This is a genomic window from bacterium (assembly GCA_035308905.1).
Classification (GTDB): Bacteria; Sysuimicrobiota; Sysuimicrobiia; order Sysuimicrobiales; family Segetimicrobiaceae; genus DASSJF01.
This window is the reverse complement of sequence record DATGFS010000024.1, coordinates 43,379-62,505: the sequence shown is the minus strand read 5'-3', so window position 1 is coordinate 62,505 and position 19,127 is coordinate 43,379. Positions and strand designations below refer to the sequence as shown.

The window sequence follows — 19,127 nt, the reverse complement described above, 5'->3', positions numbered from 1 at the left end:
GGCCGGCCATGCGCGGGCACGCCCGGCTCGTCATTATCGGCGCCGGGATCGTGGGGTGCAGCGCCGCCTGCCATCTCGCCGCGAAGGGTTGGCGGGACATCGTCGTGCTGGACCAGGGGCCGTTGTTCGAAACCGGAGGATCCACAAGCCACGCCCCCGGCCTCGTGTTTCAAACGAATCCCTCCCGAACGATGACGGAGCTGGCCAGGCGAACCGTCGCATTGTACGGGCGGCTCGGCGGCGACGGCGAGCCGTGTTTCTATGCCGCCGGCAGCATGGAAGTTGCCGCCACTCCGGCGAGATGGGCGGAGCTCAAGCGCCGGCGCGGGCTCGGCAAGGCGTGGGGGCTCGAGAGCGCTCTGTTGTCCCCCGCCGAGGCGCGCGAGCGGCTGCCGCTGCTGGACGAATCCAAGATCCTCGGCGTGTATTACGTGCCGGATGACGGCATCGCCAAGGCCGTGCGCGCCTGCGAGCGCATGGCGCGCCTCGTCGAAACGAGGGGCGTCGAGTTCCACGGTGGGACTCCCGTGACCGCGATCGACGCCGGCGCCGGGCGGGTACGCGGCGTCACGACGCGTCGTGGACGTATCGCGGCGGAACAGGTGCTGCTCTGCGCCGGCATCTGGGGCCCGCGGGTCGGCCGTCTCGCGGGCGTCACCGTGCCGCTCGAGCCGATGCAGCATCTGTACGCCCGTACCGCGCCGCTCCCCGAGCTCAGCGGCGAGACCCGGGAAGTCGCCCACCCGATTCTGCGGCACCAGGACCGGTCGATGTATTTTCGTCAGCACGCCGACTGCTACGGCTTCGGCTCGTACCGCCACGAGCCGCTGCCGGTCGATCCCGACGCGCTCCCGAACCCGGCCGTCATGCCGTTTACACCCGAACACTTCGCCTCCGCGGAGGAGGCGGCCGCCGACCTGCTCCCGGCGCTGCGCCATGCCGCGCTGCCGTACCGCATCAACGGCCTGTTCTCGTTCACCGCCGACGGCTTCCCGCTGCTCGGTGAGGCGTCCGACGTCCGCGGCCTCTGGGTCGCGGAGGCCGTGTGGATCACGCACGCCGGCGGCGTCGGTGAAGTAATCGCAGAGTGGATGGCGGAAGGTGATCCCGGCCTCGACCTGCACGAATGCGACCTGAACCGCTTCCCCGCGCACGCGCTCGCGCCGGCCTACGTCCGCGCCCGCGCCGTGCAGCAGTACCGCGAGGTATACGACATCGTGCATCCGCTCCAGCAGATGGAGCAGCCCCGCGGTCTGCGCGTGAGCCCCTTTCACCGCCGCCAGGTCGAGCAGGGCGCGGTGTTCTTCGAGACTGCGGGGTGGGAGCGTCCCCAATGGTTTGCCGGGAACGAACGGCTGCTGAACGGCCGGCGCGTTCCCGACCGTGCGGGCTGGGAGGCGCGGGAGTGGTCGCCGATCCAGGGCGCCGAGCACCTGGCCACCCGCAGCGCCGCAGCGCTCTTCGACCTCACGCCGTTCACGAAGATCGAAGTGGCGGGGCCCGGCGCGCTCGATTTTCTGGAGGGCCTGTGCGCCAACAAGATCGATCAGCCCGAAGGCAGAGTCATCTACACGTCCATGCTCAATCATCGGGGCGGTATCATGTGCGACCTCACGGTGACGCGCCTCGACCGGGACCGCTTCCTGGTCCTGACCGGCGGGGCCGTGGGCCCGCGCGACTTGGGGTGGATTCGCCGGCACGCGCCGGTAGACGGCACCGTCCGCGTGACGGACGTGACATCGATGTACTGCGGCGTCGGACTGTGGGGACCGAACGCCCGGGCGGTGTTGAGCGCCGTCTGTGCCGACGCGCTGTCGAACGAGGCGTTTCCGTACTTCGCGGCGCGCGCCATTACGCTCCACACCATCCCTGCCCTCGCGCTCCGCGTTTCGTACGTTGGTGAAATGGGATGGGAGATATACGCGCACACCGAGTACGGCCTGCGGCTGTGGGACGCGCTCTGGGAAGCTGGCCGCCCGCACGGTCTCGTGCCGCTCGGCGTCGGGGCCTTCGACTCGCTGCGGCTCGAGAAGGGCTACCGGCTGTGGGGCGCCGATATCACGAACGAGCACAATCCGCTCGAAGCGGGACTCGGGTTCGCCGTGAAATTTGGCAAGGGCGAGTTTCACGGCCGTGAGGCCCTGCTGCGGATCAAGGCGCAGGGTCTAGCCCGCACGCTCTGCTGCCTGACGTTCGACGACGCGGGGAGGGTGGTGCTCGGCAAGGAACCCATTCTCGACGGCGAGCGCGTCTTGGGATACGTGACGAGCGCGAACTACGGCTACACGGTTGGCCGCGGCATCGCGTACGGCTATCTGCCGCCCAGTCACGCCGCGCCCGGCACGTCTCTCGAGATCGAGTACTTCGGCGGGCGCCACCCCGCGACCGTGTCCCGCGAGCCCCTGTACGACCCGAAGGGGCTTCGTCTCCGGAGCTGAATTCGGAGCCGAGGCGCACATCTCCGCATCGAGGGGGCGCGAAGCATGACTTTTCCAAAGCCGGTCGACAGCATGGTGTATCCGCGGCACGGCAACATCGCGACGTTCATGCGCATGCCCCACGTGTCCGATCCGCGGCAGCTCGACGTGGCGTACGTCGGGGTGCCCTTCGACACGAGCGCCGGGTACCGCGTCGGCGCGCGGCTCGGGCCGCGGGCGGTCCGCGCGGCCTCCAGCGCGGTGCGCCTGCACCATCCCGTGCACGAGGTGACGGTGCACGAACGCATCCGGATCGCCGATTACGGCGACGTCTTGACCACGCCGTTCGACATCGAGAAGACCTACGATTCGATCACGCGGGAGTTCGACGCGATCTACGCGGCGGGGTGCCGGACGATCGCCGTCGGCGGCGACCACGGCATCACGTATCCGATCTTGCGGGCGGTGGCCAGGCACACCGGACCGGTCGGGGTCGTCCAGATCGATGCCCACACCGACACGCACGATACGCAGTTCGGCGCCCGGCTGACGCACGCCACGCCCTTCCGCCGGGCGCACGAGGACGGCCTGCTCGTGCCGTCCAAGGTGGTGCAGCTCGGCATCCGCGGCAGCCTCTTCTACCCCGACGACCTCGCCTGGTCGCGCGAGCACTACCACCTCGTGACCGCCGACGAGATCCACGGGCGCGGCGTCGAGCCGATCGTCGAGGAGATGCGGGCGACCGTGGGCGACGCGCCGGTCTACCTCACGTTCGACATCGACGGACTGGATCCGATGTGCGCCCCGGGCACGGGCGTGCCGGAGATCGGCGGGCTGACGACCTGGCAGGCGATGCAGATCATTCGCGGCTTCGCCGGCCTCCAACTGGTCGGCGCCGATCTCGTCGAGGTGTCGCCTCCCTGCGACACCAACGACGTCACCTCGATCGTGGCGGCGCAGCTGCTGTTCGAGATCGCCGCCGTCTTCGCGGTGAATCACGGCCGGCGGCAGCCGGTCCTGAAGCCCGCGGCGCAGCCCCGCCGCGCCTAGCCGGCGCCGGATGCCCGCGACCCTCCGGATCGGCGTCGACATCGGCGGGACGTTCACCGATCTGATTCTGCTCGACGATCTCGGGACAGTGTTTCAGGTCGGCAAGGTCCTGACGACGCCCGCGGACCCGGCGGGCGTCGTCGTGCAGGGCGTGCGGGACCTGCTCGAGGCGGCGGGCGCCGCGGCGCGCGAGGTGAGCGCGGTGGTGCACGGCACCACGCTGCTCACCAACGCACTGATCGAACGCACGGGGGCGCGTACGGCCCTCATCACGACCCGAGGGTTTCGGGACGCGCTCGAAATCGCCCGCGAGCACCGCTACGATATGTACGACTTGTTTATCGAACGTCCGGCGCCGCTTGTGCCCCGGTATCTCCGCTACGAACTCGGCGAGCGAGTTCTCGAGGACGGGACCGTGGAAGCGGCGCCCGACCTGGAAGAAGTACGGCGCCTCGTCGAGACGCTGCGCCGCGAACACATTGACGCGGTGGCCGTCTGCTTCCTCCACAGCTACCGCGCGCCCGCGCACGAACAGACCGTGGGGCGGCTGATCCGGACGGCCGCGCCGGAGTGGGCCTGCGCCCTGTCCCACGAAGTCGTGCCGGAGATCCGGGAATACGAACGCACGAGCACCACCGCGGCCAACGTGTATATTCAGGGGCTTGCCGCGCGCTATCTCAGCCGGCTGGAAGAGCGCCTGGAAGGGATGGGCATCGGCGGGCCGCTGTTCATCATGCAGTCCACCGGCGGCATCTGCTCGGTCGAGACGGCGTCCCGGTTCCCGATCCGCGTGGTGGAGTCGGGTCCGGCGGCCGGCGCGCTCGCCGCGGCGCACCACGGCGCGCTCGCGGGACGTCCCGATCTGCTGTCTTTCGACATGGGCGGCACCACGGCGAAGGCGTGTCTCGTCGAAGGGGGCGAGCCGCTCACCGCCCCGGAGTTCGAGGTCGCGAGAGTGTATCGCTTCAAGCGCGGCAGCGGACTGCCGATCAAGGTGCCGGCGATCGAGATGATCGAGATCGGCGCCGGCGGGGGCAGTGTCGCGCGGGTGAGCGGTCTCGGCCTCCTGACGGTGGGCCCCGACAGCGCCGGCGCGGATCCCGGCCCGGCGTGCTACGGCCGCGGCGGCACGGAGCCGGCGGTCACCGACGCGGACCTGATATTGGGCTACCTCGACCCCGAGTTTTTCCTCGGCGGCCGGCTGCGCCTCGACCGCGAGGCCGCGCGGCGCGCGATCGAGGAGCGCGTCGCCGGGCCGCTCGGGCTCGATCCCGTGCAGGCGGCGTGGGGTATCCACCAGGTGGTGAACGAAAACATGGCCTCGGCCGTGCGCGTGCACGCCGTGGAGCGCGGCAAGGACATCAGGCGCTTTCCGCTCTTCGCCTTCGGCGGCGCCGGTCCGGTGCACGCCCATCGCCTCGCGCGAATCCTACGGTGCTCGACGGTCGTGTGTCCGCTGGGGGCGGGCGTCGCGTCGGCGATGGGGTTTCTCGTTGCGCCGCTCGTCTTTGACTTCGTGCGCACGCTCCCGACCGGCGTCGAGTCGATCGAATGGACCGCCGTCCGCGCCGCCGTCGGCGAGATGGAGCAGGAAGGCCGCCGGATCCTGTCCACGACGGTGGCCGATGATCAGATCGGCTTTCGCCGGTGGGCCGACATGCGCTACCGCGGGCAGGGGCACGAGATCCGCGTGCCCCTGCCGCCGGTACCGCTCGGGCCCGGCGCCGAAGCGGCGCTCCGCGACGCCTTCGAGCGCGCCTACACGGCGATTTACGGGCACACCGCCCCGGACGTGGCCGTGGACGTGGTGAGCTGGCGGGTCGCCGCGCACGGGCCGAAACCCACGCTGCGGCTGCCGGCCGAGACCGGCGGTCCCGCCGCCTCGGATTCGGGCGACCCGTCGGCGGCGCTCAAGACACGGCGGCCCGCGTATCTTCCTGAACGCAGCGGATTCGCGGAGGTGCCGGTCTACGACCGGTACCGTCTTGCTCCAGGCCACGAACTCGCCGGGCCGGCCATCGTGGAGGAACGCGAATCGACCGTGGTCGTGGGACCGGACGCCCGGGCGTGGATCGACAACTGGCTCAACCTCGTCATCGAAGACACGGGGCGCGCGGCAACCCTGAAATCCAAGCCGGCGTCATGATGGATCCCATCCTCCTCGAGGTGCTCTGGAACCGGATGGTCGGCGTGGTGAACGAACAGGCCGCGGCGCTGATGCGGACGTCGTTCACGTCGGTGGTGCGGGAGGCCGGCGACATCTCCGCCGGGGTATTCGACCGGCGCGGCCGCATGATCGCGCAGGCGGTGACGGGGACGCCGGGCCACATCAACTCGATGGCGACCAGCATGCACCACTTTCTCGCGGCGTTTCCGCTCGACACGCTCGGACCCGGTGACGTGCTGGTCACGAACGACGCCTGGAAGACCGCCTCCCAGCTCAACGACATCACCGTGATGACGCCGGTCTTCCAGGGCGACCGGCTCGTGGCGTTCTTCGGCAATACCTGTCATGCGCTGGATATCGGCGGCCGGGGCCTCTCCGCCGACGCGGGCGAGATCTTCGAGGAAGGCCTGCAGATCCCGGTCATGAAGCTGTTCGATCGCGACCGGCCCAACACGCCGCTGTTCGACTTACTGCGCGCCAACGTCCGGACGCCCAAGGAAGTGCTCGGCGACATCCACGCGCAGGTGGTGGGCAACGAGATCGGCGGGCAGCAGCTCCTCGCGTTCCTCGCCGAGTTCGGGCTCGCGGACATCGAGCAGCTGTCCGACGTCATCGTCGAGCGGTCCGAGGCCGCGATGCGCGCGCGCATCGCGGCCCTCCCGGATGGCGCCTACCGCTACGAGCTCACCTGCGACGGATTCGACGCGCCCGTCCACATCGCCGTGACGGTCACCGTCCGGGGCGACGACCTCGAGATCGACTACACCGGTTCGTCGCCGCAGGTGCGCCAAGGGATCAACGTGGCGTTCAACTACACGCATGCCTACACGACCTATGCCGTGAAGTGCGTCATCTCGCCCGACGTGCCGAACAACGAAGGCAGCTTCCGCCCGGTGAAGGTCACGGCGCCGGAAGGCTCGATTCTGAACGCCAAGTTTCCGGCGGCGGTGGCGGGGCGACACCTCGTCGGCCATTTCCTGCCGAGCGCGATCTTCGGCGCGCTGACCCAGGTGCTGCCGGACCGCGTCAAGGCGCCGGGCTTCGACGGATTGTGGGACACGCAGATCTTCGGCCACGACCCGCGCCGGAACGCGCCGTTCACGTACGTGTGGTTCTCCGCCGGCGGCACGGGCGCACTGGCCACGCGGGACGGCCTGTCGGCGACGGCCTTTCCGAGCGGCATCGCCGGCACGCCCGTCGAGGTGATCGAGGCGCTGTCGCCGGTGGTCATTCGCCGGCGGGAGCTGCGCCAGGATTCGGGCGGCCCGGGGAAGTTTCGCGGGGGGCTGGGCCAGGTGCAGGAGATCGGCGTCCGCACGGACCGGCCGTTCCTCTTTTCGGGTCTGTACGAGCGGATCGCGTCCCCCGCGCCCGGTCTGCTCGGCGGCGCGGCCGGCCGGCCCGGGACCGTCACCACGAACGATCCCGCGGCGCCGGTCCGGCCGAAGACGCGCTCACTTCTGCCCGCGGGCACGGAAGTCACGCTCGGCCTGCCGGGCGGCGGCGGGTACGGGCCGCCGTCGGAGCGCGATCCGGCCCGCGTGCTGGAGGACGTGCGGAACGGCTATGTCTCCGTCGAGCGCGCGCGGACCGACTACGGGGTCGCAGTCGATCTCGAGCGCGGCACCGCGGTGCGGATCGCGCGTCGCTGAGAGCGTCCGCACGTCCGGGAATAGGGCAAAAGGCAGAGGGAACAGCCCCGGCGCCGAGGGGGTGAAGGGTGCGCGAAGAGACCCGAGCGCGGCTGGAGACCTTGATGACGCGGTACGAGAAGCGGCTCGCGGAAGAGGGTAAGCGGCACGAAGCAGTCCGCCGGCGGCACGACGCGTTTATCGGGGAGTTCGAGCGGCTGATCGAGGAGACGATTCGTCCGACGATGGAAGACGTCGGGGCCGCGCTGCGCCGCCGCGGCCACGACTACCAGATTGCCACGACACAGGCCTACACTGACGTCGACCGGCGACCGCGGAACACCCAGGTCACGATGCAGGTGTATCCCGCGGGCATCGAACGGTCCCTGTTCACGTCCACGAGCACGCCGTACGTCGCCTTCGTGTGCGACTGGCTCGACACGCGGATCACGGTCCGGCAGAGCGTGGCGAGTCCGGGGAGCGCCTCGAAACTTCCGGCGGGCGTGGACAGGTCCGGGAAGCGGGCGGAGTATTTCCTCAGGCAGGTGACGGCGCCCGTCGTCGAGCGGGAGATCGTCGACGTGCTCGGCGGCGTATTCGGGCGCGGGCGAGTCCTGGACGGCCGCTAGACCCCTTCGTTTCCCACGACATTCACATCGTGCCTTCACAAGACGTTCGTAATCCAGCGGTATTTTGAAGGTAATCGATTCGCACGGCATTCGAAATGGGTTGGGTGCATAAGGGGGAACGGACCATGCGGCACGTCACTGCGATAGCGGTTTCGGTGTTGCTCGCCTGCCTCGCCCTCGCCGGCACCGGAAATGCCCAGACTGTCCAGCCGGTCCAGGTGCAGGGGACCATTCAATCCGTTGACTGCCAGAACGGGCAGGTGACGCTCTCCACGGCGGGTGGCAGCGATACCTTCCAGGCCACCGACCAAACCGTTGCCTCCGTCAACGGGGCGTCGACCTCGTTCTGCTCGCTGCAGTCATACACCGGCGCGTCCGCGACGGCGGTCCTCGTCCCGACGGGGAACGCCTTCGACCTGAGTCAGATTAGCGTGACGTCGCAGGCCGCTGCGCCGTCGACGTCCGGCTCGATCCTCTCCTCGCCGGTCGCGATCGGCATCGGCGCGCTGCTGCTCGGCGGTCTCATCGGCTACGTGGTGGGGCACCAGAACACACAGCCCCAGCCGGTCTATTCACCGTACGGCTACAATTACTACCCGGCGCAGCCTCAGCCGGTTTATTCGCCCTACGGGTACAGCTACTATCCGGCCGGCAACGCGCCGGCCTGGCTGCCGGCCCAGTATCCAATTAATCGGGCCTACACGTACCAGGGTCACCGCTACTACCGCTGCACCAACGGCGAGTGGAGTGTGGACCGGGGCTGCTCGGTGGTGCACGAGCGGTAGCGTCGAAAAGCGCCGCTGCGATGTGATGGTGAGGCCCGGAGCGCCCGGCGCTCCGGGCCTCAACGCGTTCATCCCGTCATTGCACAAACCTTACACGAACCTTATCGACGCTTTATTGGCCGCCGATACCCTGGAGGTGCAACAAATTGCGCCAGGGGGTGATACATGCGAAAGCACTGGAAGAAGGTGGCCGTGATCATGCTCGTGGGCCTGCTGATGGCGGGCCCGCTCGGACAGATCCACAGCGCCTTTGCGTCGCCGGAAAGCGACAAGGCCAAAGTGGCCAACGATCAGGCCGCCAAGACCCTTTCGCAGATGATGATGGAGATGGACTCGATGAGCAAGATGCCGATGACCGCCAATGAGAAAGCGATGATGAAGATGCTGCACGACATGGCGAATACCATCCAGATGCTCATCGACGCGAACAAGAACCTGATCCTTGCCGTCGAGCACGGCCACATGTAATCGCCGGCCGAGCCCGGTCTGCGCCTCCGGCCCCCGTCTCCGGCGAGGCGGGGGCCCTCCCAAGTTCAGGTGGGATGTGACGTCGCCGCGCCCCGGGCGGGCGGCGATGCTGTCTGCTTGACGGCCAGGTGGCAGTAGCGGCGCCACGAGGGGTCCGGCGAGGCCACTCGCGCCGCCACCGGCGAGACGGGCGTCCGGATTCCCACGGCGTTGATCGCCGCGCCGCAGAGAAGCAGCGCGGCGCTGACCAGCATCACCAGATGAAACGCACCGGTCGACGCGGCGCGCGCGGCGTCTCGAACGCTCTCGGGCACCGGCCCCGCGGGCGGGTTGAACGCCGTGACGTCGTGGCGCGCAACCGCCGCCGCGATGCCCGGGTCCGGCCCGTGCGCCGCCAGCGCGCCATAGAAATAGGCGGTCACCGCGACGAACAGGCCGGCGACCGCGAGCTGGGGCCCGACATCTGAGATCACCGTATTGATGGCGGACGCGACGCCCGCGTGCTCGACCGGCGCCGAGGCCATGAGCGTCGCCGTGAGGGGGGCGACCATCAGCATCGCGCCGATGCCGAACATGAGCAATCCGGGCAGGATGTCGGTAAAGTAGCTTGCGGGCGGCGCGAACGTCCCCGCGTCGGACAGCCGCAGCGCCCAAGCGGCGCTGCCCGCGGGGAGGCGCGCGAACCAGAGGACCCCGATACTCATGAGGGCCGGGCCGGCCGCCATGAACCAGCGCGAACCGTAGCGCGCCGCGAGCGCCCCAAACCTCGGCGAGAACAGCGCCATGAAGATCGCTCCCGGGATCGTCGCGATGCCGGCCGCCGAAGCGGAGTACCCGAGCGTTCCCTGCAGGAAGAGCGTCAGGTAGTAGAACGTCGCGGACAGCGCCGCGTAGATGACGAGGGTGGAGAGGTTCGTCACCGTGAAGTTGCGCGAGTGGAATAGCGCGGGCGGAACCAGGGGATTCCGGGCGCGCAGCATCCAGAACGGGAGCAGCGCCGCGGCGGCGGCGCCGACGCCGAGCGCCGCGAACGCCGCCGGACTGTGCCAGTCTCGCTGTTCTCCCGATATGGTGCCGATAACGAGCCCGCCGACCGCCAGCGCCGTCAAGACGGTACCCGACACGTCGAAGCCCTTCGACGCCTCGAGATGTTGGGTTTCGCGTACGTACCGCGCGGTGACCCAAAGCCCCGTCAGCACGAGCGGGACATTCAACAGGAACACCGCCCGCCACGACACGCTGTCCACCAGGAGGCCGCCGATGAACGGACCGAGGATCGCGAGCCCCGCGGAGGCGCCGGACCATACGCCGAACGCGCGGCCCTGCTCCTCGCCGGAGAAGGTGGCGGTGATGAGCGCGAGTGAGCCGGGAACGAGAATGGCGCCGGCCACCCCTTGCAGCACCCGGAACACGACCAGCCATTCCATGGTCGGCGCGAGCCCGCTGAGAAGCGACGTCATCCCGAACGCGACGAGCCCCACCAGGAACATCCGCCGCCGGCCGTAGACGTCGGTTAGGCCGCCCGCGAGAATCAGAAACGCGCTCTCCGCCAGCAGATACCCGCTGTAGACGTAGGACTGCCCTTCCAAGACCCCCAGGAAATGCGCCGGCAGCTCGCGCCCAATGCGCGGGAGCGCTACCGTCACCACGGTGGAGTCCAAGAACACGATGCACGAGCCGAGAATCGCCGCCCACAGCGTGCCGCGCTTGACGGTCTTGACGTTCATGGCGTACGCGCCGCGCTCGACGGCGGCGGGCCCGGCGGCGCCGGCAGCGCCCGGAGGTACGCGGTGAACACGGCGTTGCCGAGGGCGTCCGGACGCCGCCTGCGCACGAGGTCGACCGCGTCGGCCCCGCTGATGCCGAGGACTTTCATCGCCACGAGCGCGTTCAGCAGGCCCGACCGGCTCTTGCCCATGTGGCAGTGGACCAGCACCTTGTGGCCCAGCTGAATGAGCCGCACCACCGCGTCGACAAGGGTGTTCAAGATCCCGAGCGCCGGCAGCGCGTCGACGTCCTCGATCGGCCAGAAGATGTACAGGATGGAATTGGGCGCCGTCGGCACGCCCGGGTCCAGCGTGCCGAAGAGGTCGACGACCACGTCGATGCCGCGGGCGTGAATCGAGCCCCACTCCGCGGCTTCCTGCGGCGCGCCGCTCTGATAGAGGCGGCCATCCAAGATTTCGAAGATCTCCACGCACCACCCCCACCGGCGGTCGGGGCCCCGGCCTGCATCGCCTGCATAGATTGTACGAAGGAAACCGGCCTGTGCGTCCCGCGCGGGCCTACGGCGGGGTGATCCGCAAGAGGCGCGCCGCGTTGCCGGCAAAAACGGCGCGCATCTCCTCGTCCGTGAAGCCCGCGGTCCAGGCGGCGCGGTATTGGTCGTCGAGGTAGCGCGACGCAAATCCGCGCGGAAACCATGAGGAGTCGGTGCCGAAGAGGATGCGCGAGGGCCCCACGGTCTCGCGGAACATCCGAAACAGTCCCTCGAGCGTGAGCGGGTAGGGCATCCAGCGCATCCACTCGTTCGAGCCGGACGTGTCGACGTGCACGTTGCCGCAGACCCACGCGATGTGCAGCAGCTCCCGCGGGTAGCCGCAGCCGAAATGCGGCACGATGAACGGAATGCCCGGGAAACCGCGGGCCACGTCCTGTAGGACAAGCGGGCTCATGTTCGGGTGGGCGACGATCCCCTGGTAGCGGAGCGGCCCGAAGTGGATGAGGACCGGGATCCCGAGACGCTCCGCGGTCTCCCACACCGGATAGAGGCGCTCGTCGTCGAGCCTTCCGGACAACAGCGGCGCGATCAGCTTGTAGCCGCGGAGGCCGAGCGTTCGCACCGCGCGCTCCAGCTCCGCCGGGGCGTCGGGCCGGAACGGATCGTGGTGCGCGAAGCCGGCGAACCGGTCCGGATGCGCCGCGACGATTTTCGCCAGCCGCTCGTTGCCGCCGCCGGTCACGAAGACGACGCGCACGAGGCGGTGCCGGTCCACTTCCGCGGCCCACCGCCGCGCCATCTCGTCGTCCGTCCCCGGCGGTTCGGGATCGGGAAAGCCCCACGCCCGGCGCCAGCCGCGCTGGTCGTCGCGGAGCCAGCCGGAAACAGTCTCCCACTTCGCCTCGCCGTGGCGGGCGACGTAGGCCTCGCGCGTCGCGTCGCGTCCGTCGCGCACCGGAAAGTGCGCGTGGCAGTCGAGCACAGGGATGCGGCCGGTCATGGCGGTTGGTTCGAGCCGTGCGCGGCCCGCCCCTAGTGCCCGGGTCCCTAGCCGCGCAGGCCCGTCAGCACGACCCCTTCGATGATCTGGCGCTGCAGGACGGCGAACACCGCGAGCACCGGCAGGACGGCCAGCGCGGAGGCGGCCATGATGAGGTGCCAAGAGGAGCCGGCCTCCCCGCTGAACAGCGCGATCCCGACCGGGAGCGTGCGCATCGCGGGGGTCTGGATCACGATGAGCGGCCACAGAAAGGCGTTCCAGTTGCCGAGGAACGTGAAGATGCAGAGCGCCGCGAGCGCCGGCCGCACCAACGGCAGCGCGATGCGCGTGAACAGGCCGAACTCCGACAGCCCGTCGATGCGCGCGGCGTCGAGCAGTTCGTCGGGCACGCCGGTCATGAACTGGCGCATCAGGAAGACGCCGAAGGCGCTGAACAGGCCGGGGAACATGATCCCCCAGTAGGTGTTGATCCAGCCGAGCCGCGCGCTCATCGTGTACCAGGGAATCACCAGCATCTCGGTCGGGATCATCAGCGTGCTCAAGATGACGACGAACGCGACCGTCCGCCCGGGGAACCGCAGCTTGGCCAGCGTGTAACCGACGAGGGAGTCGAAGAACGCCACGCTCGCGGTCGTGGCGAGCGCCACGCCGAGGCTGTTCGCGAACCACCGCGGAAACTGCGTGCGCAGCAGGACCTCCCGGATGTTGTCGAGCGTCGGGCTGTGCGGCCAGAAGTGCAGCTCGAAGATCTCGCGCGGCCCCTTCAGCGCCGTGGCCAGCATCCACGCGAACGGAAAGACGACCAGCACGCTGCCGGCCGCGAGCGCCAGGTACGCCCCGGCCGTGGCCCACGCGCGGCCCGCCATCAGTACTCCACCGGGCGGGACAGCACGGTGAGCTGCGCCAGCGAAATGACCATGATCACGCCGAACAGGATCACGGTCGCGGCCGCGGCCTGGCCCATGTGGAACCGCTGAAAGCCCTGCGTGTACACGTAGAGGACGACGGTCTCCGTGCTGCCGAGCGGCCCGCCCGGATCGCCGAACGTCATGTTGAGCACCTGCGTGAACAACTGCAGGTAGATGATCGTACCGTACACGGTCGAGAAGACGAGCGTCGGGTTGAGCAGCGGGACGGTGATGTGGCGGAACAGGCGCCAGCCCCCCGCGCCGTCGACGGCCGCCGCTTCGTAGTACGCGCCCGGGATCGCGTTGAGGCCGGCGAGGAAGATCACGATCTGAAAACCCAGATACTCCCACACCACCATGGCGGTGACGGCGTAGAGCGCGAGCGAGGGCGTTCGCAGCAGCGGCGGAATCTCGAGCCCCACCACGTCGAAGATGCGGCCGAGCGGCCCGAACTGCGGCGAGTACATCCACTGCCAGACCCACGCCGCGGCGACGACGGGCGTGACAAACGGAACGAAGTAGAGCGCGCGGAAGAAGCCGCGCAGCCGGACGATGCGCCGCAGCAGCAGGGCGACGCCGAGCCCCAGCGCGATCTGCGCCGGGATGCCCACGACGGCGTACCGGATGGTGTTGCGGACCGCCTTCCAGAACAGCGGGTCGGCGGCGATCTCGCGGAAGTTCGCCAGGCCGACGAACGGCTGCTCGGCGCTGAGGATGTTCCACCGGTGCAGGCTGATCGCCAGCGCGGACAGCGCCGGGGCGATGCGGATGGCGAGAAAGAACGCCATCGGCACCGCGAGAAACGCGTACGCCCACAGCGCGCGGCGCGCGCCGAGCCCGAGGCGCGTCTGCCGCGGAGGGGTGCGCGGCCGCGCGACGCTCAGCGCCACCGACGAGCCGCGCGCGTCACCGCGCGCGCCGAAGCCGTGACCGGCCCTACGGGTGCTTCTGCTTCGCCCAGAAGTCGTCGAGCACTTTCTGCTCCTTGGCCGCGGCCTGGTCCAGCGCGGCCTTGGGGTCCGTGTGATTGAGCACCACTTCGTTGATCGCGTCGAGCACCACGGTCCGCTGCGCGGTTTCGTCGACAAAGAAGGTCGCGTGCGCAAAGGGCAGGCTCGAGATGAACGGGCCGTACACCGGATCCTGTGCGAGTTTCGGGTCCGAGGCCAGCGCTTTGGCGGCGGGGATCTCCCCGACCTGCTGCAGCCAGGTGCGCTGCACGTCCGGCGACGTGATGAACTTGAGGAACGCGACCGCGGCCGCCTGCCGCGCGCCGGCGGCCTTCCGGGTCAGCCCGTGCACCCAGAACGACCCGAAGTTGCCCGGCGTCCCGCCGGCGGTCCGGCGCGGGAGCATCGCCACGCCCCAGTCGAACTTCGCGGCCGAGCGGATCGAGCCGATCGCGAACGAGCCGTCGACGATCATGCCGGCCTTGCCCGCGACGAACGCGTCGCGGTAGCCGTTGCCGCCGGGAAAGAAGCCGATCACGCCGACTTTGTCCTTGGTCACGAGATCGGTGTACCACTGCAGGGCCGCCGCGCCGCGCGCGTTGTTGTACGTGACCTTGCGGCCGTCGCTGCTGTAGGGGGCGGTGCCCCACTGCCGGAACAGGACCTCGCGGATCAGCTGATGGTCCTGGCCGTCCGGAGAAATGCCGAACCCTTCGGTGGTGATGCGGCCCCGGGCATCCCGCTCGGTCAGCCGCTGAGCGTCGGCGGTAAACTCGTCCCACGTCGCGGGCGCCCGGATTCCGACGCGCCGGAACATGTCGCGGTTGTAGAACAGCGCGAGCGTGCGGACCGCGGTCGGCAGCGCCCAGTACTTGCCGTCGAACTTCGCGGCCTTGACCATCGGCACGAAGTCGCGCTCGATCTGGGCGTCGGGGAAGGCGTTGGCCGGCAGCGGGATCAGGTATCCGCTCCCGACGTACTGCGGGAGCCACCCATAGAAGAGGTTGACGACGTCGGGGCCCTGGCCCGCGGGGACCGCGCTGGCCACCTTTTGGTTGTACGAGTCGTACGGGAAGGTCTCCTGAACCACGTGGATGCCGGGGTTCTGCCGCTCGAACTGCGGAATCAGCGCATCCATGAGCTTGACCTTGCTCTCGAAGTAGTACTGCCAGTACGTGATCGTGGTCGCCGGCTGGGCCTGCGCCGCCGCGGCGCCGCCGAGCGCCGTCGCCAGCGCAAGCGCGATCAGTGTTCTCAGCATCGTCCTGCCCATCGTCCGAGCCTCCCTCTGTCGTGGTGTCGACCTTCCGTCCCCCGTGACGCCGGCCGGCTCAACGGTCATGGTGCCCGGCCGCCGGGCCGGCCGTCGTCGCCCGAGCGCGACGGCGCCGCCAGCGCATCGGCCACGGCCTGTTCGCGCCGCGCCCGGGCGTCCGCGATCTTTGCGCGCGCCGCGTCGGTCCGGCCGCGGCTGTCCGACAGCGCTGAGCGGGCCGACTGCAGCATAACGTCCGCGGCGCGCGGCCCGGGGCCGCCCTCGACGTCGCGCCGCGCGACAAACGCCGCCGGATCCAGGGCCGCGGCGAGCGCCTCCTTGGACAGTGTCACGCGGCGGCCCGCCGCCGCTTCGGTGGCCGCTTCGACCTCCTCCGGCCGGACGCCGCCGAAATCCTCTCCCCGCGCCCGCCGTGCGGCCACGAGATGCGCGGCCGCCGCGTGCGCATCCGCGAAGCGCAGGCCCCCCTCGCGGACGAGCGTATCGGCGAGTTCGGTGCTCGTCGCAAACGTCCCGCGCAGCGCGGCGGCCCATGCCTCCGGCCGGATCTCCGCCTGCGCGACGACGGCCCGGAGCAGGTCGAGCGTTCCGCGCAGCTCGCGGTGGGACGCGGTCAGCGGCGGGAGGAGGTCCTCCACCGGGTCGTTGATGTCGCCGAACGGCGTGTTGTGCGACGAGGCCCAGACGCCGAGACACTCCCCGAGCAGGCGGCTGAGCGCGCTGCGGATGTGTTCGAGGGCCACCGGGTTGCGCTTCTGGGGCATCAGACTGCTGATCTGAATGAAGGACGGCGCGAGGCGCAGCCCGTCGATCTCCGAGCCGGCCCAGAACAGCAGGTCGTGTACGACGCGGCTGAGGCTCGTGGCCAGCACCGCGTGGCAGCCCGCGAGCTCGCACACGTAGTCGCCGGCCGCGACGGCGTCGTAACTGTTCTCGACGATGCCGTCGAAGCCCAACAGCGCGGCGACGTAGTGCCGGTCGATCGCGAAGCCGGTCGTCGTGAGGGCGACCGCGCCCAGCGGCGACCGGTTCAGCCGGTCGAGCGCGCAGCGGTAGCGGTCCGCGCACCGGGCAAGCGTGGCGGCCGCGGCCAGCAGATAGTGGCCGGCGGTCGTCGGCTGCGCGTGCTGATGGTGTGTGTGCGCCATGATCAGCGTGGCGCGGTGGCGCTCGGCCTGATCGATCACCGCCCCGCGCACGCCGTCGGCGGCGGCGATGACGTCGAGCGTCTGCTCCCGGAGCATCAGGCGCGCGACCGCGGCCCCGGCGTCGTTCCGGCTCAGGGCCAAACGAAACTCCCCGCGGCCGCGCGTCGCCGTGTCCACGCGGTCGTGGATCACGAAGTACAGGTCCTCCCAGCGCGGGTCGTACGGCGGCAGGTCGGCGGCCGTCAGCGAGACGAGCGCGCGCAGGGTCTCCCCCGCGGCGCCCGGGTCGAGCAGGTGCCGGCGGCGGAGCATCAGCACGTGCGCGACGAGGACGTCGCGCAGATGCGGAAATTCCTCCCGGCACGCGAACGCATAGCGCGGCTCGAGCACCTGCCCGACGTACACGGGATCGCGCGCAGCGCCGCCGGCGTGCATGGCGCGCCACCCTTCGGCATCTCAGCAAGCGCCACCTTTGGGGTTGTTTCGCGGCCCGCGGACGCGGGAAATCTTGCAGGTGAATGCCGGCACCGCGACTTCACCGATCGGAGACGCGTCATGATCCGGAAGCTCAAATCGGGCGGGTACCGCCTCTACTCGAGAAAGCCCAATCCCAAGACCGGCAGGCGGCGCAATCTCGGGACCTTCAAGACGCGCGCGGCCGCTGAGAAACACGAGCGCGCGGTGCAATTTTTCACGCGGGGCGGCTGACGGCGGTGGCCCCACGCCGTGTTATGGGTCGGTCATCTCGGCGTTGAGCGTCTCCGCGGCGAGCACCGTCTCCATCTGAACCGTATGCGCCAGCACGAACAGATCGCCGTAGATCGTCTCGTCCGGGAACTCCGTGATCAGTCCGAGCGGAAACGGCGCCGTCTCGTCTTCCGTGATCTGGCAGGGGATCTCGTGCAGCACGGGATCGGGCCGCTCCCCGGTATGCGGCGCCGACGCGGCGAGCTGCGACCGGTTGAACTCGACGAGACCCGGAACGGCCGCGAGCCGCGCCGTGAGCGCGTCGAGAAATCCCCGGACGCGCGGCGCCCACGACGGGTGGTGGCGCAGGATGAGATAGAAGCCCTTGGGGACCGACCAGGTCTGAAATCCCCGCGGAAGATAGCCGGTGAGCGGGCGCGTCCACTCGTGCGCCGGGTAGCCGTGGAGGTTGATATGCAGGCGCGCACCGCTCAGACGCTGCGCGTCGAGCCGGGCCGCCTTTTCGTGCCACGGTTCGCGCGTCCGGGACTGCAGGTCGTCGCCGAGCGCGGTGTAGCGCGCCGCGTGGTGCATGTGGCGCGGGTTGGTCCGGCAGAGGCGGCGGTGCAGCGCGTAGCCGTCGGGATTTTCGAGCGGAATCACCGCGAACGAGGCGCCGGGATCTTCCGCGAGGCGCCGGGCCGCGCGCAGGGCGCCGACGACGCCGGTCGTTTCATTGGCATGTTGTCCGGCCGTCACGACGACCGCGGGACGGCGGCCCGGCCGGTATACGCCGCGAACCGGGCGGCCCTGCCGCGACTGCGCCGAGATTGGCTGTCCCCCGAGCGCCGCGGTCGCGTCCCAGATCTCCGAGAGCGCGAGCGGGCCGGCGGCGGACTCGAGCCGCGCGGGCGGTCCTGAGCGGTTCGGCTCGACCGCCGGCGTCTCGAGGGTCACGCGCACCCGCGGCGCTTCCGCCCCCTGATGGATGTCGGGGACGATCTGGCCGGGCCGGGTCGTCCGGTCGTCGATCGGGCGGCCCGCCCGATGTTTGAAGTATTCCAAGATAGAGAAGTAGAGGTCTTCGTGGAGCGCCTCGCATGTGCTGAGGCACTCGTCGCCGTATGGGAGCGGCTCGTCGACGTCCGGGATCTCGGCGTCGATCACGAGCTGCTCGAAATACGGTTCGCGCGTCCCCCAGTCGCGGCCGCGCACCGCGCTCAGGACACGGTGAAAGATCGTCTCGTACTCGGTGGCCATCGGTTCATCGACGCGCGGCCGATCCTCGCCCGCTCCCGTGATCCGAAGCCACCCCGCGGGGGCGAGGACCCGCTCGCCGAGATGGTCCTCCCGCATCCGGTTCGGCGCGAATACGCGGTGCATCTCGGTGCCGCCGCCGCGCCGCTCGAGATCGACCTGGTAGTGGCACGCGCCGGGCGAGGGAAGAAGCCGGACGTCCACGCCTGGGAGCAGCGCGGCGAGGGGATACGCTTCGAGGCGAAAGCGCTTCTCGGACGCGCCGTCGCGCACCGGGTAGCGGATGGCTGCGCGCCGCAGCGTACCGGCGTCCGCCTCCTCGAGAAAGAAGTGCACCAGCGGCTTGTACGCGCTGCGCAGCACCGCGGGGACGCCCCGTTCGGCTAGGCGGCGTTCCGCCGCCCGCCGCCGCGCGGCACTTTCGAAGAGCCACGCCTCGACCCGGTCGCCGGATGCGGCCTCGCGCTCGAGGCGCGACAGCAGACCCTCGAGGGTTCGCGGCAGTCGCTCGTCCAGCAGGACCGTCATGGGCA

Annotated in this window: 16 protein-coding genes; 8 read left to right on the top strand and 8 right to left on the bottom strand. The window is 69.8% G+C overall.

Features of this window, described 5'->3' with window-relative positions:
- The first annotated feature begins 8 nt into the window (after positions 1 to 8).
- The 7 genes from VKT83_07070 to VKT83_07040 all read left to right on the top strand — a co-directional run bounded on the left by VKT83_07070 (position 9) and on the right by VKT83_07040 (position 9,147).
- Positions 9 to 2,438 carry an FAD-dependent oxidoreductase gene (locus VKT83_07070; protein HLY22216.1) on the top strand — a complete coding sequence of 810 codons (2,430 nt, stop codon included), beginning with the start codon at positions 9 to 11 and terminating at the stop codon, positions 2,436 to 2,438.
- A 45-nt stretch (positions 2,439 to 2,483) separates the two neighbouring features.
- Positions 2,484 to 3,467 (top strand): agmatinase, encoded by a 984-nt coding sequence (speB, locus tag VKT83_07065; GenBank protein ID HLY22215.1) that lies wholly within the window; start codon positions 2,484 to 2,486, stop codon positions 3,465 to 3,467.
- A gap of 10 nt (positions 3,468 to 3,477) precedes the next feature.
- Complete coding sequence (locus VKT83_07060) at positions 3,478 to 5,613, top strand: hydantoinase/oxoprolinase family protein (protein HLY22214.1); 2,136 nt, start codon at positions 3,478 to 3,480, stop codon at positions 5,611 to 5,613.
- Positions 5,610 to 7,286 carry a hydantoinase B/oxoprolinase family protein gene (locus VKT83_07055; GenBank protein HLY22213.1) on the top strand — a complete coding sequence of 559 codons (1,677 nt, stop codon included), beginning with the start codon at positions 5,610 to 5,612 and terminating at the stop codon, positions 7,284 to 7,286. Before VKT83_07060 ends, VKT83_07055 begins: the two co-directional genes overlap by 4 nt.
- Before the next feature lie 104 nt (positions 7,287 to 7,390).
- Positions 7,391 to 7,894 (top strand): hypothetical protein, encoded by a 504-nt coding sequence (locus VKT83_07050; GenBank protein ID HLY22212.1) that lies wholly within the window; start codon positions 7,391 to 7,393, stop codon positions 7,892 to 7,894.
- A gap of 125 nt (positions 7,895 to 8,019) precedes the next feature.
- Entirely contained in the window at positions 8,020 to 8,679 is a 660-nt protein-coding gene (locus VKT83_07045; protein ID HLY22211.1) for a hypothetical protein, read from the top strand.
- A gap of 165 nt (positions 8,680 to 8,844) precedes the next feature.
- Positions 8,845 to 9,147: a hypothetical protein gene (locus VKT83_07040; protein ID HLY22210.1), complete on the top strand. Its 303-nt coding sequence runs from the start codon at positions 8,845 to 8,847 to the stop codon at positions 9,145 to 9,147.
- A 65-nt stretch (positions 9,148 to 9,212) separates the two neighbouring features.
- On the opposite strand, the gene VKT83_07035 is transcribed toward VKT83_07040, so the two are convergent.
- The 7 genes from VKT83_07035 to VKT83_07005 all read right to left on the bottom strand — a co-directional run bounded on the left by VKT83_07035 (position 9,213) and on the right by VKT83_07005 (position 17,085).
- Complete coding sequence (locus VKT83_07035) at positions 9,213 to 10,874, bottom strand: MFS transporter (protein ID HLY22209.1); 1,662 nt, start codon at positions 10,872 to 10,874, stop codon at positions 9,213 to 9,215.
- Positions 10,871 to 11,344 (bottom strand): dual specificity protein phosphatase family protein, encoded by a 474-nt coding sequence (locus VKT83_07030; protein HLY22208.1) that lies wholly within the window; start codon positions 11,342 to 11,344, stop codon positions 10,871 to 10,873. Before VKT83_07030 ends, VKT83_07035 begins: the two co-directional genes overlap by 4 nt.
- 88 nt (positions 11,345 to 11,432) lie before the next feature.
- Positions 11,433 to 12,368 carry an amidohydrolase family protein gene (locus VKT83_07025; protein ID HLY22207.1) on the bottom strand — a complete coding sequence of 312 codons (936 nt, stop codon included), beginning with the start codon at positions 12,366 to 12,368 and terminating at the stop codon, positions 11,433 to 11,435.
- Between the two features lie 47 nt (positions 12,369 to 12,415).
- Complete coding sequence (locus VKT83_07020) at positions 12,416 to 13,234, bottom strand: carbohydrate ABC transporter permease (GenBank protein ID HLY22206.1); 819 nt, start codon at positions 13,232 to 13,234, stop codon at positions 12,416 to 12,418.
- Positions 13,234 to 14,166, bottom strand: coding sequence for a sugar ABC transporter permease (locus tag VKT83_07015; GenBank protein ID HLY22205.1), 933 nt, complete (start codon positions 14,164 to 14,166; stop codon positions 13,234 to 13,236). Before VKT83_07015 ends, VKT83_07020 begins: the two co-directional genes overlap by 1 nt.
- A gap of 46 nt (positions 14,167 to 14,212) precedes the next feature.
- Positions 14,213 to 15,487, bottom strand: coding sequence for an extracellular solute-binding protein (locus VKT83_07010; GenBank protein HLY22204.1), 1,275 nt, complete (start codon positions 15,485 to 15,487; stop codon positions 14,213 to 14,215).
- Positions 15,488 to 15,564: 77 nt separating this feature from the next.
- Complete coding sequence (locus VKT83_07005; protein HLY22203.1) at positions 15,565 to 17,085, bottom strand: lyase family protein; 1,521 nt, start codon at positions 17,083 to 17,085, stop codon at positions 15,565 to 15,567.
- A gap of 120 nt (positions 17,086 to 17,205) precedes the next feature.
- On the opposite strand from VKT83_07005, the gene VKT83_07000 reads away from it, so the two are divergent.
- The gene (locus VKT83_07000) at positions 17,206 to 17,358 is read left to right on the top strand and encodes a hypothetical protein (protein HLY22202.1); all 153 of its coding nucleotides are present in this window, start codon (positions 17,206 to 17,208) and stop codon (positions 17,356 to 17,358) included.
- 21 nt (positions 17,359 to 17,379) lie between these two features.
- Here VKT83_07000 and VKT83_06995 read toward each other — a convergent pair whose 3' ends face one another.
- A complete protein-coding gene (locus tag VKT83_06995; protein HLY22201.1) occupies positions 17,380 to 19,122 on the bottom strand; it encodes a M14 family zinc carboxypeptidase in 1,743 nt (580 codons plus the stop codon).
- Positions 19,123 to 19,127: the final 5 nt, after the last annotated feature.

Coding starts and splice junctions, on each gene's coding strand:
- VKT83_07025 (HLY22207.1), bottom strand. CDS start 12,368: ATGACCGGCCGCATCCCTGTGCTCGACTGCCACGCGCACTTTCCGGTG.
- VKT83_07045 (HLY22211.1), top strand. CDS start 8,020: ATGCGGCACGTCACTGCGATAGCGGTTTCGGTGTTGCTCGCCTGCCTC.
- VKT83_07055 (HLY22213.1), top strand. CDS start 5,610: ATGATGGATCCCATCCTCCTCGAGGTGCTCTGGAACCGGATGGTCGGC.
- VKT83_07060 (HLY22214.1), top strand. CDS start 3,478: ATGCCCGCGACCCTCCGGATCGGCGTCGACATCGGCGGGACGTTCACC.
- VKT83_07050 (HLY22212.1), top strand. CDS start 7,391: ATGACGCGGTACGAGAAGCGGCTCGCGGAAGAGGGTAAGCGGCACGAA.
- VKT83_07040 (HLY22210.1), top strand. CDS start 8,845: ATGCGAAAGCACTGGAAGAAGGTGGCCGTGATCATGCTCGTGGGCCTG.
- VKT83_07035 (HLY22209.1), bottom strand. CDS start 10,874: ATGAACGTCAAGACCGTCAAGCGCGGCACGCTGTGGGCGGCGATTCTC.
- VKT83_07010 (HLY22204.1), bottom strand. CDS start 15,487: ATGCTGAGAACACTGATCGCGCTTGCGCTGGCGACGGCGCTCGGCGGC.
- VKT83_07070 (HLY22216.1), top strand. CDS start 9: ATGCGCGGGCACGCCCGGCTCGTCATTATCGGCGCCGGGATCGTGGGG.
- speB (HLY22215.1), top strand. CDS start 2,484: ATGACTTTTCCAAAGCCGGTCGACAGCATGGTGTATCCGCGGCACGGC.
- VKT83_06995 (HLY22201.1), bottom strand. CDS start 19,122: ATGACGGTCCTGCTGGACGAGCGACTGCCGCGAACCCTCGAGGGTCTG.
- VKT83_07005 (HLY22203.1), bottom strand. CDS start 17,085: ATGCACGCCGGCGGCGCTGCGCGCGATCCCGTGTACGTCGGGCAGGTG.
- VKT83_07020 (HLY22206.1), bottom strand. CDS start 13,234: ATGGCGGGCCGCGCGTGGGCCACGGCCGGGGCGTACCTGGCGCTCGCG.
- VKT83_07000 (HLY22202.1), top strand. CDS start 17,206: ATGATCCGGAAGCTCAAATCGGGCGGGTACCGCCTCTACTCGAGAAAG.